At 35.6% G+C, this 18,201-nt stretch carries 11 protein-coding genes; 6 read left to right on the top strand and 5 right to left on the bottom strand.

What is annotated here, in order from left to right:
• The first annotated feature begins 18 nt into the window (after positions 1-18).
• The 3 genes from BacF7301_RS00645 to BacF7301_RS00655 are packed head-to-tail and all read left to right on the top strand — an operon-like array spanning position 19 to position 5,632.
• The gene (locus BacF7301_RS00645; RefSeq protein ID WP_167959510.1) at positions 19-1,341 is read left to right on the top strand and encodes a TRM11 family methyltransferase; all 1,323 of its coding nucleotides are present in this window, start codon (positions 19-21) and stop codon (positions 1,339-1,341) included.
• Positions 1,341-3,815, top strand: coding sequence for a sensor histidine kinase (locus tag BacF7301_RS00650; RefSeq protein ID WP_167959511.1), 2,475 nt, complete (start codon positions 1,341-1,343; stop codon positions 3,813-3,815). The genes BacF7301_RS00645 and BacF7301_RS00650 overlap by 1 nt, the downstream gene beginning before the upstream one ends.
• Positions 3,812-5,632 carry a hypothetical protein gene (locus tag BacF7301_RS00655; RefSeq protein WP_167959512.1) on the top strand — a complete coding sequence of 607 codons (1,821 nt, stop codon included), beginning with the start codon at positions 3,812-3,814 and terminating at the stop codon, positions 5,630-5,632. The genes BacF7301_RS00650 and BacF7301_RS00655 overlap by 4 nt, the downstream gene beginning before the upstream one ends.
• Before the next feature lie 348 nt (positions 5,633-5,980).
• On the opposite strand, the gene BacF7301_RS00660 is transcribed toward BacF7301_RS00655, so the two are convergent.
• The 5 genes from BacF7301_RS00660 to BacF7301_RS00680 all read right to left on the bottom strand — a co-directional run bounded on the left by BacF7301_RS00660 (position 5,981) and on the right by BacF7301_RS00680 (position 12,107).
• Positions 5,981-8,380, bottom strand: coding sequence for a DUF262 domain-containing protein (locus BacF7301_RS00660; protein WP_167959513.1), 2,400 nt, complete (start codon positions 8,378-8,380; stop codon positions 5,981-5,983).
• Positions 8,328-10,367 carry a DUF262 domain-containing protein gene (locus BacF7301_RS00665; RefSeq protein WP_167959514.1) on the bottom strand — a complete coding sequence of 680 codons (2,040 nt, stop codon included), beginning with the start codon at positions 10,365-10,367 and terminating at the stop codon, positions 8,328-8,330. Before BacF7301_RS00665 ends, BacF7301_RS00660 begins: the two co-directional genes overlap by 53 nt.
• A gap of 92 nt (positions 10,368-10,459) precedes the next feature.
• On the bottom strand, positions 10,460-11,074 hold the full coding sequence (locus tag BacF7301_RS00670) for a hypothetical protein (protein ID WP_167959515.1): 615 nt from the start codon (positions 11,072-11,074) through the stop codon (positions 10,460-10,462).
• Between the two features lie 193 nt (positions 11,075-11,267).
• Positions 11,268-11,672, bottom strand: coding sequence for a helix-turn-helix domain-containing protein (locus BacF7301_RS00675; RefSeq protein ID WP_167959516.1), 405 nt, complete (start codon positions 11,670-11,672; stop codon positions 11,268-11,270).
• Positions 11,673-11,687: 15 nt separating this feature from the next.
• Entirely contained in the window at positions 11,688-12,107 is a 420-nt protein-coding gene (locus BacF7301_RS00680; protein ID WP_167959517.1) for a helix-turn-helix domain-containing protein, read from the bottom strand.
• A 473-nt stretch (positions 12,108-12,580) separates the two neighbouring features.
• On the opposite strand from BacF7301_RS00680, the gene BacF7301_RS00685 reads away from it, so the two are divergent.
• The 3 genes from BacF7301_RS00685 to BacF7301_RS00695 all read left to right on the top strand — a co-directional run bounded on the left by BacF7301_RS00685 (position 12,581) and on the right by BacF7301_RS00695 (position 18,172).
• Positions 12,581-15,667 (top strand): SusC/RagA family TonB-linked outer membrane protein, encoded by a 3,087-nt coding sequence (locus BacF7301_RS00685; RefSeq protein ID WP_167959518.1) that lies wholly within the window; start codon positions 12,581-12,583, stop codon positions 15,665-15,667.
• Between the two features lie 15 nt (positions 15,668-15,682).
• Positions 15,683-17,521, top strand: a complete 1,839-nt coding sequence (locus BacF7301_RS00690; RefSeq protein ID WP_167959519.1) for a RagB/SusD family nutrient uptake outer membrane protein — start codon at positions 15,683-15,685, stop codon at positions 17,519-17,521.
• A 195-nt stretch (positions 17,522-17,716) separates the two neighbouring features.
• A complete protein-coding gene (locus BacF7301_RS00695; RefSeq protein WP_167959520.1) occupies positions 17,717-18,172 on the top strand; it encodes a GNAT family N-acetyltransferase in 456 nt (151 codons plus the stop codon).
• Positions 18,173-18,201 lie beyond the last annotated feature (29 nt).

Genomic DNA, 18,201 nt, shown 5'->3' on the forward strand with positions numbered 1-18,201 from the left:
CTATAACGGAATTACTAAATGGCAATATTAGAAAGGAAAATAAAGAGAAATATAAAATCCATTAGCAGTGAAGTGCTAAATGGGACAAACTATAGTAGAAGTGATTTTGCCCGTAGCCTCCTTAATTATCCGGCAATGATGGTTCCATCAGTTCAAGAACCAATAATAGAAGAACTTGCGGAAGTATTAAATAATGAAGTTTCGTTATTAGACCCATTCATGGGAGCCTCAAATACTTTAGTGACGGGTATGAAATATGGAATGAATGTTTTTGGACAAGACATAAATCCACTTTCATTACTATTAAGCCAAGTGAAAACTTCCTATTATTCAAAAGAAGAGCTTGATGAAGCTGAAGCTAGAATAATCAATCATATCAACACAGATCAATCTTATACCGTCGAAATCAACTTTACTAATATAGATAAATGGTTTACCAAAAATGTACAAATTGATTTATCTAAAATTTTTCGAGCTATTAGTAAAGAATCTATAATAAGAATTAGAAAATTTTTTTGGATAGTTTTGGCTGAAGTAATTCGCCTTACGAGTAATGATAGAACTTCCACTTTCAAGATGCATATGAGATCACTTGAAGACATTAAATCAAGAGAAGTATCTGCTATAAAAACATTTACATCTATATCTAAAAAAAACATTAAGAACATTAGTGATTACATCACTATATTGGTACAGAATGGGCATATACAAAATGGAAAGTATCTAAAAGAAATAGAAGTTGTATGGGGAGATACAAATAAAGAAATTAGAACAGACAAGTCATTCAATTTACTTGTGACTTCTCCTCCCTATGGGGATAATCAAACAACTGTTACTTATGGCCAATTCTCGTATTTACCATTACAATGGATTCCAGTCCATGATATAGATAACAGTATTGATATTAATTATTTAGAAAATGCTCAAATAATTGACACTAAAAGTCTAGGTGGGCAAGCAAGGAGTAACATTAAGGATCTTGAGGAACTAATGTTTAACAAATCGAGATCTTTGAAAAAGTTCGTTACCCAATTTAAAGATACAGAAAGGAAAAAAGCAGAAAAGGTGACGAGGTTCATTTATGATTTAAATAAAAGCATCGATAACATGCTTCCCAAAATGGAAAAAGACTCTTTTATGGTTTGGACTATTGGTAATAGAAACGTAAATAAACAAATAGTTCAGAATGATTTAATTTTAAAAGAGCTACTTGCTTCAAAAGGTGTAAAAATATTCACCAATTTAGAAAGAGAAATATTAAGTAAACGAATGCCTGGAAGAAATAATTTTTCTGATACAATGAGCAAAGAAAAAATTCTAATCTTCAAAAAGACGGAATAATGGATAGTCCTCAATATCACTTTGACATAACTCCACATATAGTCAAACAACTTGGCGAACAACTAGTTTCAGACGAAATCACAGCGTTGTTAGAGTTAATAAAAAACTCATACGATGCTGACGCTTCTTACGTTTCAATAGAAATAAATACAAAAGGACAGTATACTAAAAACAATCTTTTTTATCCTAACCATGATGGTTTTATTGTTATTGAAGATGATGGATTTGGTATGGATAAAGAGACCATCATGAAATCATGGTTACTTATATCCTATTCTAACAAAAGAAGTTTAAATGGCCCAAAAGAAAAGACTCCGGAAGGGCGAACCCCCCTTGGTGAAAAGGGACTTGGAAGACTTAGTACCCAACGTCTCGCAAATATATGTGAGATATACACAAATAAAATAGAACAAAAGGGAATTCACATAGCTTTCAACTGGAAAGATTTTGAAGAAAAAGAAGCCCTAAGCAAAGTTGAAGTAAAATACGAAAGCTTTTTAAGCAAAAAAAAGAAAGGTACAATACTACTACTCAGCCACTTAAACAACGCAGAAGTTTGGAAAGGCAAAAATTTAGAAAAATTCAAGGGACAAATATTACAAGTTATATCTCCATACAAAGAGAACAGACCATTCGAAGTTTATCTCAAAGTAAATGAACAACCAATAGAACTAGATAAATTTAATGAAAGTTTATCAGATTTAGCGATTTCTAAATTCACTTTTACAGTAAAAGGAAGCACTCTAACTATCTATGGTCAGACAAGATTAGCGAAATTCTTAGGAAATGAATTGGAAGCTAAAGAAGCATACCATAATTATGTAGAAGTTGATAATGGAAGGAAACTATATAATTATTTAAATAAGAAAATAAGTGATCTGAAAGAATCAAATAGCCCTTATTTTATAAATTTTGAAAGGGTATATGATATAGAAAAAGATTTAAAACTTGAAATATTGGATGGCAAAAGAGCTATTCCAGGAAATTTTTATGGTATTATAAACGAGTTCTCTTACAAAGAAGAACAACTTAAAAATGAGTATTCCATCAAAAGTATTTTTGGAAAATTTGAAAACTATAGAGATTTTGCCCAAGCACAAATTGGTATCAAAATCTATAGAAATGGATTCGCAGTCTTACCATATGGCATTAACAATAATAATAAAGACTGGTTAGGACTATCAAGTTCACAAACCAAAACATCTTTTTATGACTTAAGACCTGATAACGTAATTGGATATATTTCTATAGATGAGGGAGAAAACTATGAATTAAAAGACAAGACAGATAGATCAGGGTTAAATTCAAATCCTTACTCACGAAACTTTTTTACTATAATCTATTTTGTTAGAGATCAGATAAATTTATATCAAAGATCAATTAGAAGAGGTTATAATAATTTTCTCAATACATATAAAACAGAAAACAATGGTATAAAAACAGTTTATCAGGCTTTTAATCAACTCAAAGAAACTAAATTAAAAACAGAGGATGTAAAGATTGAGTTTCGAAATGCAGTAGTTACAGTAGAAAAAGCGATTAATGATTCTGAGCTAATTGTAAGAACTGTAAAAAATAATCCGATGTTTTCTACTGACTCAGAAAGAAAGACTGCGGAAAAAGTAGATGTTCTACTTAATGAATTAAAAAAGATTCAAAACACTCTAGATAAACTTGAAAAAGTAATAGCAAAAACCGAAAATTTAAATGAGGTTATTGATATACTTGAACCTAAAATTCAAATTCTAGAAGAACAGTTAGGATATTTTTCAGAACTGGCTAGTTTGGGATTAACAGCAGAAGCTGTAAGTCATGAATTTGCTATTATAGCAGATAGATTAGCAGAAAGGGCGTCTCTCTACACTACTAAGCTTCAAGGTAACAAAATCACAAATTCCGATATATATATTTTTATAGAATACATAAACTCGACTGTTAGTGGATTAAAAACACAATTAAAGCATCTTGATCCAGCTCTCAAATACAGCCGAGAAAAAAGAACGACTATCAGTCTTATTGATTTTTTCGAACAAGAAAATGAATATTATAGAAATAGACTAAAGAAACAAAATATTCAGTTCAATATTGACCTGAAAGATAATTTCTCAATTATCATAAATAGAGGAAAGCTTGTTCAAATCATTGACAACATAGTCAACAATTCAGAATACTGGCTTATCGAGCAGAAAAAAAACGACAAAAATTTTCTACCGAATATTACTATTAAAATTGAGTCACCTTGGATCTATATAAATGATAATGGCTATGGCATACCTCCAGCAGTAGAAAATCAAATATTTGAACCTTTTGTAACAACAAAACCAAAAGGAGAAGGAAGAGGTCTTGGGTTATTTATTATTCAACAATTATTGGATTCTTCTGGGTGTACAATAACATTAGAACCCGTCAGGAACGAACATAAAAGAAAATACATATTCGCTATTAATCTATCAAATATTATTACAGAGCAATGAATGAGAAAATTATCATAAATAATAGTACCGAATCTTTAGAAATCATTCCAAAGAATATTTCAATTGAAGAATCACGTAGGAACGCGATATCATCCATTGAACAATTATTTAATGCTGAAAAGATTGCATATATAATTTATATAGACGATAAGTTTGATATTAATGGGCAAAAAGAAGAATTCAAAGCTCGTTTAAAACAAATCAAAGATAATGGAGATTATTTAACAGATAATGATTTTCAATCATTAGACTGGGATGGTCCTACCCTTCGATTTGAAGAACAAGCTATAAATTTGTGGGATAACAATGAAAACAAAAGAGAGTTATTACATAAAGTTTGTACTCATTTACATGATGAAGAAAGTGCAAACACTATCCCAGCCCTAGAAATAGAAAACTGTTTAGGTGACAAAATAAAGAAACTAACACCAGATGAATGGATACGCAATGAATATAAGTTAATAAAATCACTAACAGAAGATCAGAAAGCTCTGTGCTTATTTGATTTTCAATTTCACAATGGGAATAATCTCATATCTGATAAAAATGGAGCACAACTAGCTCAAATGTTATTAGAACAAGAAGAACTGTCTAATAAAATTATATGCGGCATTTTCTCTCACACATTCTCAGAAGAGGATGAAGATGAGTATAGAAAAAAATATTCACGCGACTTCAATATTGAATCAAGCAAGTTTTATACAATTTCTAAATCTAGATTTGCATTTGATCCCAAAATCAGCGCTTTTGCGGAAGGGATTAAAAACATGCTTCTCTTGCCTTATGTTGAAGATTTAAAGAAACAAGCTATTGATGTATTTCAGACTAGTAACCAAACGGCAACTGAGAAAATAAAGAACATATCACCTAAGACGTTTAATCATATTATTCAAAAGTCTTCTTTAAAAGAAGGTATTTGGGAAATCAACACCTTATTCCGCCTATATGGGATATTGTCTAAAGAAGAAAATTTGAGACATATATCTGATCCCTCCAAAAGATGTTCCTTTAATAATTCAATAAAAAAGATTCGCAGGATAGATGAGATAGGAACAGGCTATCAAGCACATTTAAACAACAAACAATTAATAGAGCTACGTAAAAGCGAGATTTATCTTCCTTCTGAGCTTATCAACCCATTATATTTACCAATATCCTGTGGTGATATATTCTTAATTAAGAATACAGAATATATACTTTTAGTTCAACCTTGCAATCTAGCATTAAGAGCTACTGATGGCTTTTGTGGAAAAAGAGCATATAACTACAAGAATGGGCTTTTGGTTCCTCTCAAGAAAGGCGATGTCAAGAAAATAAATTCTCCTGCAATAGAACAAATCATTGATCCTAATTTAAAAGAAACAATTAAATACGCAGACTTTTCTAGTTATAAGAATATTTCATTAGACTTATTAGATTTGATTGTTTACAATGTATCAGGAGAAGCTATTTTAAACATGCATCAACCAACTTTGACTAATGAAATGATACATTTTCCTTGGCTAAAAAGATATGAGTACATTTTCAAAGAATTTGAGAAATATGAAAAGGCATTAATTTACTTCAACAACATAAAGTTAAAACTGGAAACTAATGACCAAGACATACGAGGACTTAAGAAATTCATATATGCTCCTGAATGTTTAAAAGACTTAAAGATAAATGGAGATGATATTTATGATTATAGTAATAGAAAATTTAAATTTAATATAAAAAGAATCTCTCATTATAAGTCACCTTATTCTGATGATTTATTGCAAAAATTTATGATATATTTATCTCGAAATTCCTTTGAGCATGACTTTACTAAATCATAAAATATCAAACATTCCAAAATAAAATGGATAAAAAGGGACTCTTCATAGGGATATTCTCAAAATAGAAAAGGGCATTTACTGAATATCCCTAAATATAAAACCACAGGATTCAGGTTTTATACTTGAATCCTGTTTTCAAATATAGTAATGAATGTAAGCATTCTCGTAAGCCCCCGATAAAGTCCCCGTATAAACAAACAGGGATATTCCTAAGTAAAATGCAAAAAAGTTCGCCAAATCCAACAATCGAATTTGGCGAAAAATACTATTTATAAAGTTTCAATGAAATCTTAATTATGCGTACAGCATAAAAGGAATAACTATCCACAAATAACAGACAGTGGTATCTCATATAATTAGAGTTGTAGTATCATCTGTTTTTTGTGTTTCGAATTGTGCATAAACATTCTCAATATCATTAACCAGCATAATACCCAAATCTATATAATCATAAGATTCGTCTATAGTAAAGAAATCCACAAGATACTTTGTCGCAGAAGTTTCACTACTAAAATCGGTTATTTTATACACTTCAGAACTTCTAAGTGCATTCACCAAATCTGTATTTCCAAAATCAACTAACCATCCTTCTTGTGTTATTGTCAATGTAACACCTAATTGGATCATTACAAACGGACTGGAAGCATGGAAATCTAATGAATATTTATTGGGATTCCATAATTTACTGATAAGTATATGATTAAGAACTTTCCACTCTATGTTACTTTCGCTATGATAAGAACTGTTTAAAATAACCATTTCCAATGGTCTCTTTTCCTTATCATCCCAAACATAACATCCATATTTAGTATCCTCCCGGTTTGATTCAACCGGATATTTAGTCAAATAATACTGCCAATTGGTTATCTTAAACTCTAAACACTTTCTAAAAGGATCTTTTAAATTTCCAAGTGAAATAAATTTCAGGGAAAGAATATCAAGAATCGCCTCTTGATTCCTTCTCAATTCATTCTTAATAAAAAAGTGACTAAGTTCATCATTTCTATGTAGAAAGTATCTACGAGTCATATTATCCTCATTTGCCATTGACGGATGATATTGCATATATTCAATATCAGCATCAATTAAGCCAATACGGATTAAACTGAACTTTTCTTTGTATTCATTTGAAAATATATATTCGAATTTATGTAACTGTCTAAATAGTTCTGAATTTTCACTATCTTCTAAACTCATATATTTATCAATAAAGAGCATCACAGAACCTTGAAGAATCTGGTGATTTTCGTAGCGAAGAAGATGCTGGTAGTCCTCTTCCTGGAAACATTTCAATTTTAAACGTTCTTCGTCACAGGCTGTTGAGATAAAAGTATTATTTGTATTAGGAATAATTTCGTTTGTTATTATCATTTCTGCATCATTCAGAAATCCTGCCAACTGCTCATAACGAGCAACGTTACTTCTAACATTCGCGGTAACCAGATTTCTAATGATACGCAACCGCTTCAATGCTATTTGTTCATTGATGTGATTTTTCTCTATAAGATGTAACGCATAGAAATAAACAAATTCAGGTACTGACAATTCACGTTCAGTTGCCAACAAAAAAACAGACTTATGATTCTGTTTTAACTGCCAAAACAGTCGTATTCTATTATCCTCTCCAATAACATCTTCCTGTGAAAAATAAAAATACTTATACCAATCTTCTTCAATACCACAACGCTTATGGATAGAACTTATTGAATTAAAAATGGAAATAATCGATTCTACAGCTTCTTTATCCGTGATAATCTCTGCTATTTTTGGGTCCCGATTTTTCCTATCTTCAATTCTTCTGCGGAATAACTCCAACCGGAAAACATTTCTAAACAAACACATAAATCCACTGTCAGCACGTTGCACAACTTGCTGATTATCATTATTACTATTTGCATAATCCCATAACATATCCATCCATTCATTGTCAATCATTCGAGACATGCTTTCTTTGATGTCCTGATCTATAGCAGCAACAGCTTTCTCCAAATCAGACTTAAAGATCTCAAATTCTGTCAATTTTTTCCCTCTGGAATTCATCTTAATATACAAATCATCAGTCAGTCCAAAATCGTCAAGTGAAAGAGAATAAAATTGTATATTGTCCCGCATTACCAGTTTTGTCCATAAATCATGTATACTATATTCCTTGCACTTTCCCTCTATTTTATTTAAAACATTAAGCATTGATTGAATAGTAGGGTCAGACTCATAACTGGGAAGGTATTTAGGATTATCCTTTATTATTTCACTTATACATTTGCTCTCATCAGCATTGCTAGACAATATATCGGTACGTATGCCGCCAATTAAGGATTCGCAAAAATCTGTAGCTGACTGTCGAGTCTCATATCGAAATTTCTTTAGACATTCCACATCACTCCCCTGCACATCTTTTTGAAGAATGGATGCATAGAAGTGCAACAAAAATAAAGTCGTAAGACGTTGTTGCCCATCAAGTGGAATAAGCCCTATTGATTTATTATTGTTTCTAATATATGAACCTCCATAAATGAAATCAAATATTTCCGTTGCATTGTTTTTCACAGCAGCCAACATCGTATCCAGCATACCATCAAGCACTTCTTCCACTTTCTTTTCCTGGCGTCCATAAGCATAATCCCGTTGCACCTTGGGAATCATTATCACCGATTCATCATTAAGTAATCGGCAAAAGGTTGTAAGTTTTCCAATATTACTCATTACATTCCTCCGTTCTTTTTTCCATGGCAAGCGAATTCTGCCCATCAATAACTACAGTTTCAGCCACACAGGGAGTATCTATAAATACCCTCAATATATTCTTTATATCATTCAAATAATTTCTACGATCTTTCTCACTCCAATAGAAGTTCTGTTGTACCATAAAATTCTCGTCCTTACAATTGTAATATTTTAAAAACACTTTACGCGTACAATACGGAATATATGCACCTTTGGCATCTTCATCCATTATTTTCTGACGCTTAACCTCAAAAACAGAGTTCCCAATAGAAGAATTTATATTTCCACTCAACAATGCCATATTAGAGATATCATGAATCTCAGTAGGTTTTCCTTCTTCTTGAGCCATCTGATCAAAATATGCTTGGACCATATCAAAAAGAACGACTATTCTGGCAAATGTATATTTATCCTTTTGCGATGTATTCAACACATTTTTTGCATCATCAAGAACACTCACAAGATTAGATAGCTGTCTATCGTTTACCAATCGTGACTGCAACCTTCCCAAAACTTTTAGATTCTCCTCAAGCCACTCCAACCATTTACTTTTATCGCTTTGATCCAGACGTTCCGAATTTTGAGCATGAATATGCTCCAAGGTCCAATCTACCTTTTTATATTCCTCAAAAGGGAAATAATCCATACAAACTCGCTGCAAGGTAGATTCCACGTTATACAAGAACAAAGTTTTTCTTAGTAAATCATAATCACTATCATAACTATAAGCCCAAATATTCCGTTGTGGATTTCTTTTATCTGAAATAACACTCTTTATTTTTTTATCAATAATTGATTTGAATACGGTTTTGCTACTAGTAGAAGATTCTGCTAAGAGTTCCATTAATACACTAGCTCCCAATTCTGTAATAAGGAAGCCCAACTTATGATAATAATATCTATCGTCAAACCATGCCTGAAGTATAGAAAAATAAGTTTCGACCTTCAACCATAGGCTCCATAAATCGCGTACTTCATTGGTTCTCAAAGATCTCTCGAATTTCAAATAAGTAAATAAGGGATCTTTTTCTTTTGTATCCTTTTTTGAAATCAAATCAAAGATATATTCAATTCGACAACTATACTGTTCGGTACTATTGTCATCCTTAATGAATGCCCAAAAACGATGATTACGCAACTTGCTTTCTATAATATCCCATTTCTCAATAATGTGACTTTGCTTACGAGCTTGTTCACGTTTCTCTACAATAGGCTTGATATCCTCATTAAAATCATTCAACAAACTATCTTCACACTTGTATTTGGCCGAATCTGACAAAAACAACGCCCTGATAAGTTCTGCATTATTAAGTGAAATACTCTTATCATTCAAACGCTTAAACATTTCATAAGGATCACTATCATCTCTCAACTCATACCAAATGACCTGAACCGACTTATTCTTATCCTTCCCATTAGTAAATTTCTCATAAAATGATCCTTTAAACTCCGAAATAGATGGTAGATTACCTTGTTCATCATTTTGAAACCATTTAATAATCAAATTGGCTGCCTGAAGTATATGCCAAGAATCTATATCTAATCTAGCATCACTCTCCGTATGAATTGTATATTTTTTGTTTTCATCTTTCGTTTTTATCAAATTCTCAAATAATTCGCCTAACAAAGGCCTAGTCTGATAACAAATATTGAATAACTTGTCTTTATCTTCATCAAGAAGGGTTTCCAAAGCAAGAATAATTCTTATTGTTGTCAATCGTTGTTGACCATCAATCACCTCATACCATATATTATCATCAAAGGTCGAGTCCAACCTATACTTGTCAATGTCAGATGAATTCATTTTTTTAACAACAATAGGCTGTAAGCAATAAAAATTGCCAGCAGCATCCATATTATAAAAGAAAGTATATAAATCTTCTAATAATTGATATATTTGTGTCTCCCCCCATCGATAACCTCTCTGATAATCAGGTATAAAAAAATTCTTATTGCATAATTCCGGTAATGCATATAAGTTCAAATAATTTATAGATTCCAATATTTCCATCAGTATTCCTTAAATAAAAATGATTATGTTAATCAGGAAGCATTAAATAAAAAGTCACAATCAATTTTGTGACCTTTTAGTTCTCTAAACACTTAACCTTTAACGATTTCTTTATAATACAACTTTTCTTCTTTTTCAAAAAATGCAAGAAATAAAAATTTTGCTCCCGTATTTAGAAGAGTATAACTTTGTATCGCTTTATTAAAATACTCCCCTAAGTCATCTAAATCAGTTCGCTTTTTGATTCGAAAAATCATTAGTCTAAGTTCTGCATTACATACCACTAATTTCTGAAAATCATACTTAAACCCACTAAAAGGGGTTTCTCGTAATTTCCATGTAGAGTCCCATTCCAGTTTTCGACTAGATTTCCAACGCTGACCCCATTCACATTCAACAGCTAACTCCATACGATTCATTAGAAAGTGTTCATTTTCTGTACACCAAATTAAATCATAAAGCAATTCACGTTGTACATAAGGCTGTTTTATTTCTGATAGATCCTCTTTCGTTAAATTGTTCGCATATGCTATATATCCCAAATCAAGACCTAAAGTTATCAAATTCTTCTTTATAAGCCGAGTTTTAACCAGTCTTTCCTCTCGAAAAATGTCATTACAAATCTTACCGAGCCTTGACACAATCTCACATGCATTTAGCATTGACAGACTTTTAGGGTCTTCCCCATTATATTCATGCCATTCCATAGTATTATTCAAATTATATTCTCCATTTATATCTTTTCATTCACAATCCGCAGCAATCTTTCATTCTCCTGTCTTAAAAGACTAATTTCATCTTTCAGCCAATCTATCTCCTTGTTTTTTGAAGAAACCAACCCACCTATAATTGTATTAGGAGTATAATTACTGCTTATGAAATTCAATATCTTGGAGATATTTAATTCTTCTCTTTTTTTAAATGCTCAAATTGTTCCTTCTGTTTATCCAACAACTTTTCGAAAAGTTCAATCACCTGTTCAACAGGGAAGCTATTAAAGATCTGATTGTTGCCTGTATTACTGACAGCACTTTTAACACCGCAATTCTCGTAAAAGTTATTCGTATTGTACAGAATTGTCTCTTCGTTAAAATTCTTCAGACCATCTGCAGTAACTCCTAACGCAGAAGCAATTTCTTCCAATCGGTCATCATCAAACTTTTCGGTTTGTTCCATTTTCGAAACAGCCTGTTTTGTTATACCTAGCAAATCACCGAGTTCCGCTTGAGTCATTCCCCTAAGCCGACGTACCCGTTCTATTTTTCTTCCCAAATGAATCGCATTTGTGTACTTTTCCGTTTCCATATTCCAGTCTGTTGATTATTTGCCTTGCTTTATGCACTCTCTTAGAATCTCTATTTTCTCCTGTTCGCTTTTCAGCAAGCGTTCATACAGTTCGACCACCTTTTCAATAGGATTAATTTGTTGCGTATGAGCTGCATAAACTGTTGCTGTTGCTCCCGGAGAAATCGTAGCATCTTTATAGTTATTAATATTGCAGATGGCTTTTTCAACATCAAAATCCTTAATGACATCAGTAGATATTCCCAAGACTTCAGCTATTTTTGTTAGCAGTCCGTCCTCTATTTCATCTTGTTTTTCTATTTTCGAAATCTCCTGTTGACTAATACCCAAATCGGAAGCTAACGCCTCCTGTTTCATACCTAGATACACACGGATTCTTTGAAGGTTGCGACCGACATGCCTTTGATGCGCTTTGTCTTTTACTTTAATATCCATATCATTGTTCTTTTAGTAAATTCATTGAGACAAAGATAAGGAAAATAAAATACGCAACTACATATCATCCATTGAAAAAGACAGCTTTCCATCTGTTTCTCTTTTGGATATAATCTGATTACATCTATTTTATCGCAATCTTTATCTTTTTTACCTTATAAAATCAAATGTATAACTATCCGTAAGAAACAACCCTATCTTATTAAAAGTCAACTTTATTTTTTTCAATCCCCAGCTCCATATGCCTAATTTTGTCCTGTCAGTTTTTTTACTGATATGAATCGTGGCGCCACATTCAAAACAATAGTAGAGTAATGTTCAATTAACATTGGCATTCAAAATCATCATTTAACTACTAAAATCTAATAGCCTATGGAGTAAATAAAGTCATCACAATCGAAACATAGCTTTGAATCGTACGGAAATTCAGCTATTCAGAAACAAATTAATAAACATACAATTAAACAAAAAGCATGAAATCATTTTCTGATAAAACAAACATAGGGTGGAATAATCCCCTAAAGACTGTTTATGGAATGAAGTTTTACCTATTATTCCTATTAATAGGTTCATTATCAATACTTGGAACAACACGGGCTTATAGCCAACAAGTCAAGACAATCTCGGGTATAGTGAAAAACTCTCAGGGAGAGACTATTATCGGAGCAAACATTATTGAAAAAGGTACAAGCAACGGGACAATTACGAATGTAGACGGACAGTTCACCTTACGGGTGTCGCCTAATGCAATATTAAAAGTATCTTATATGGGATACACGGAACAAGAAGTCAGGACACATAACAGAAACAAACTGGAAATCATAATGATAGAAGATGCCAGACTGATTGACGAAGTGGTGGTAGTAGGATACGGCTCGGTCAAGAAACGGGATTTGACGGGTGCGGTAACCTCTGTCAAGAGTGCGGAAGTTCTGGCTGCTCCTACCAATAATGTGATGGAAGCCCTTCAAGGAAAGATACCCGGAATGGATATCACCAAGACTTCAGGACAGGTAGGCGGTGATGTCACTATCCTGCTACGCGGCTCACGTTCTATCTATGGCAGCAACGAACCGTTGTTTATTATCGACGGGATTCCCGGCAGCTATAGCCAAGTCAGCCCGTCGGATATTGAGAGCGTAGATGTATTGAAAGATGCAGCTTCCACCGCCATTTATGGTTCTGCGGGAGCAAACGGCGTTGTAATCATCACCACCAAAAGAGGAAAAGAGGGAAAAGCCACTGTGAACTTCGATGCTTATTACGGATTCAGCGGCGCACCCAATTACAGGCATGGGATGACGCGGGATGAATGGGTCACTTACCAACGGGAAGCGTATAAGTATAAAAACGGTGACTATCCTACCGATATGTCCGCCCTGTTGGGAAAACAGGATTTTATAGACGCATACAACGACGGTAAATGGATAGACTGGATAGATGAAGTGTCAGGCAATACGGCTACCACACAGAAATACAGTCTTTCGGTCAGTAGCGGCACTGAAAAGACAAAAATATTTGCTTCGACTTCCTACAACCGGGAAGAAGGTTTACTGAGCAACGAAAACTTGAACAGATATTCGTTACGTCTCAATCTGGATCAGCAGATATTTTCATGGGCAAAGGTAGGCTTTACCTCCAATTTAGTCTACCGGGACTTGAATTCCGGCGTGAAAAACACATTCACCAAATCTCTCTCCGCCATTCCGTTGGGGGATACTTATACCGAAGAAGGGGGGATTAATCACGAATACATCACGGGACAATATTCCCCGATGAGTGATTTCATAGAGAATCAGTATGTAGACAACACGCGCTCCACCTATTTGAATATGAATGGGTATGTTGAGCTGACTCCCGTCAAAGACCTGACTTTTACCAGCCGTATCAATGGTACTTTAAATCACTCACGCCACGGGCAATACTGGGGAGAGAAGTGTAATGCCAACCGTCCGAGTTATGCCGGTTCACCACATGCTTCCATCACCAACAACAATACCTGGAATTACACATGGGAGAATATTCTTTCTTACAACACAACCATCGCAAAAGACCATAACCTGGGTGGTTCACTGATTACTTCCTGGAATAAGAACCAGTCGGAAAGCAGCATGGCTGCCGCCAGCGGTCAGATGGTAGATCAATGGTCTTTCTGGCGACTGACCTCGGGCACTTCCCAACATGTGGAATCCGACTTCGCACAGACGCAAAAAATGTCTTTCGCTTTCCGTCTGAACTATTCGTACAAGGGTAAATACTTATTTAATTTCTCTACCCGCTGGGACGGTGTTTCACAATTCTCCACCGGGCATAAATGGGATGCTTTTCCCGCAGGCGCACTGGCATGGAGAATATCCGACGAGGCGTTTATGAAAAAGACACGCAGTTGGCTGGACAACCTGAAATTGAGAGTGAGCTACGGTATCACGGGAAATTCGGGAGGAACAACCGCATACAGCACCACAACACAAGCCTATGTATATACAGCTTCGGGAATTTCCATTAACGGAAAGATTGTTCCATTCACGCAATACTCAGGCACTTACGGCAGTTCCGGCCTCGGATGGGAGAAGTCATACAACTGGAATGCAGGTCTGGATTTCGGCATCCTGAACGGCCGCATCGACGGTTCGGTAGAATGGTTCAAGACGACCACCAAAGGATTGTTATTCAAACGTACACTGCCCATCACCAGTGGTCTGACCGGATGGGGCTCACCTTTGGCTATCTGGCAGAACATCGCCCAAACCAGTAACCGGGGTGTGGAAGCAACCATAACTTCGCACAACATACGGCACAAGGATTTCACATGGAACACAACCTTATCCGTCACCTGGAACAAGGAGCAAATAGATAATCTGCCTGACGGTGACCTGATCGCCGAAAATCTGTTTGTCGGTGAACCTATCAAAGCCGTTTACGGATATAAATATGCCGGTATCTGGGGAACCGATACTCCGCAGGAGACATTAGATGCCTACGGCGTCAAACCCGGATTCATCAAAATAGAAACCCTAGACCAGAAGGGCGATGGCGGCGTACATAAGTACAATACGGAAGACCGGCAAATCCTGGGACATTCCAATCCGGACTGGATTATCGGATTCAACAACTCCTTCACCTACAAGAATTTTGATTTGTCCGTCTTTGCCATGGCACGTTACGGACAGACAATCAACAGTGACCTGCTCGGTTATTATACCGCCGAACAGAGCGTAACCAAGAATCAGTTGGCAGGTGTGGACTACTGGACGGAAGACAATCAGGGAGCCTATTTCCCCCGTCCCGGAACGGCAGATGAGCAAAAGACCGTATATCCTTCATTAAGGGTACGCGACGGCTCCTTTATCAAGATCAAGAATATCACGCTGGGATATACACTGCCCGTCAATATTTCACGCAAGGTTCTGATGGAGAAATGCCGCATCTATGCCACAGCCTACAATCCGTTCATCTTTGTAAAAGACAAGCAGTTGAAAGATACCGATCCCGAAACCAACGGTTCGGACGCATTCCCCACCTACCGGCAATTTGTTTTTGGCGTTAATTTGACATTCTAACAAAAGACTATAATCATGAAAAGTATATATATAAAATTCATATTTTGCAGTGTGCTACTCTCGGCATTGTCTCTACATTCCTGCACTTTGGACGAGTACAACCCGGGCGCATTTACCAAAGAAGCTTTGGCTACTTCCATAGACGGATATGAAACCCTGATTAACCAGTGTTATTTTGCCATGGAAAGATTTTATTACGGTTCTGCGGACTGGATGTCACTGACTGAAGGTGACACTGACCTTTGGACTTATAAAGCCAACGAATCGACAAGTTACACACAATGGTTCTGGTTTTTCGCAGGAACATCGCCCAATACGACTTACACCAATAATTGGTGGAACGGAACGTATGACGGCGTGGGAGCCTGCAACGAGGCTATCGCATTAGGAGACAAACCGCCCTACACCACGGAAGAAGAGCGAAATGCAAAGATTGCGGAAGCCCGTTTCCTTAGAGCTGTCTATTATTTCAACGCAGTGGAGCAATTCGGAGCGGTGACGATGCTCACAGAACCCGTAGTGACGGAAACGATGACCTACTCGCCCACCCGCACCGATCCAATGACTATCTATCAGGAAGTTATTCTACCCGATTTAAGATTTGCATCCGAATGGTTGCCGACAGGTACTCATGCAACGACTACCATCCCGACAAAGAAAGCAGCTCTCGGTTTTCTGGCTAAAGCCTGCTTGCAGACGTACGAATATGGAAGCACCGAATACTTGCAGGAAGCACTGGACGCAGCCGGAAAATTAATTACCGATTGCGAAACCGGCGGCGGGAAGTACAATACGTATATGTATCCATCATACAGCGAAGTGTTCAAAGAAAGTAATAACTGGGAAAACAAAGAAGCCCTTTGGAAACATCGCTGGTATGCAGGAGCAGACGGTCACGGATCAAGCAACGGAAACTATAAGTTGAATCGCAACGACGAGTATTTCTTATGTAATATCAATAAATTCGGTGCGCGTGAAGACAATCAGGAGACACGGCTTACTTGGGAAGGCTCAATCACCGGCATTTTTATGCCCACACAGCATTTATTGAATTTATACGTACAGAAAGACGGGACATTGGATCCCAGATTTCATGAATCATTCACTACTGAGTGGAACGCAAACAAGAATTACACGTGGGACGAAAGTGCCGCACACATGTATGACAAGGAAGAAACAGTTATCGGCAAAGCTCTGAATAAAGGCGATTTAGCCATTAAGTTCATCATGCCACAGGATATGGATTATTCCGCAGAAAAGCAGAAAGAACACATTTCTGATTATTTACTCATTGATTATCACCATGTATATAGCGACGACAATAATAACGTGAACATGAATTATGCTTATACAAACGTCACAGGCAATTACAAGAATGACGGCACGAATGAAAACCAGTTCCGTTACTACTACCCGTCACTGAATAAGCATAACAGCAGTAATTACTATGTAGCCAATGCTTCCAAACAGAGAAACGGTAATTTGAACGCGACATTTATCATGCGTATGGCGGAAGTTTATCTGATTGCGGCAGAAGCTGATATTTACCTGAATGGCGGTGCGAATACAGCCGGCTATATCAATAAAGTTCGTGAACGTGCCGGAGCAAATCCGCTGACAGAAAGTATTACGATTCAAGATATCTTGGACGAAAGAGGCCGTGAACTTTGTGGCGAATATTGTCGCTTCTACGACTTGAAACGGACAGGAATGTTTAAGGACTCCGGGTATCTGGAAAAGACTCATCCAGATTTAGCCCGATTCTTCCATCCGAATTATGCGTTACGTCCCATCTCAACCACTTTCACCGCTACAATCACGAATGGCAGTGAGTATCAGAATCCGGGATATTAAGTAGACATTTCAAAATGTACAGATGCCATGGAATCAATCCCGGCATCTGTACATTATCATAATTTCAGGTTTAAGTGTTTTTCTAAATAACACTTAAATCTTCACGCTAAGTTCTATCTCCCACCCTAAATATTGCTATATTGCAACAAATCATGACTGTACTAACTATTAATACACAAAACTGATAAAGATTATATGAATATCATTTCACTAAGAAAGTCACCTCAATATTTGGAAAGGACTATTGCTTATTTTCAGAGCAAATGGGCGGACAATGATTCTAAGATGGTTTATGACGACTGTTTCAGACATTCCATCACAACGGAAAGCCCTATTCCCCAATGGTATCTTTTAATGAAAGATGATGAAATCATCGGGTGCGTAGGTCTTACCACTAATGATTTCAATTCCCGCATGGACTTATACCCCTGGCTGGTCGCTTTGTTCATAGAAGAAAAACATAGGGGAAATAATTATGCAAACCTTTTAATAGAACAGGTAAAGAGAGATACACTGGCGATGGGATATTCAAAATTATATCTAAGCACACATCATACTTCATATTATGAACGTTTTGGCTTTACGTATATAGGAGAATGTTATCATCCATGGGGCGAACATTCCCGAGTATATGAAATTGATTTGAAATAAACAATATATTAATCAAGAACTAAAAAGCA

Source organism: Bacteroides faecium, from assembly GCF_012113595.1.
Classification (GTDB): Bacteria; Bacteroidota; Bacteroidia; order Bacteroidales; family Bacteroidaceae; genus Bacteroides; species Bacteroides faecium.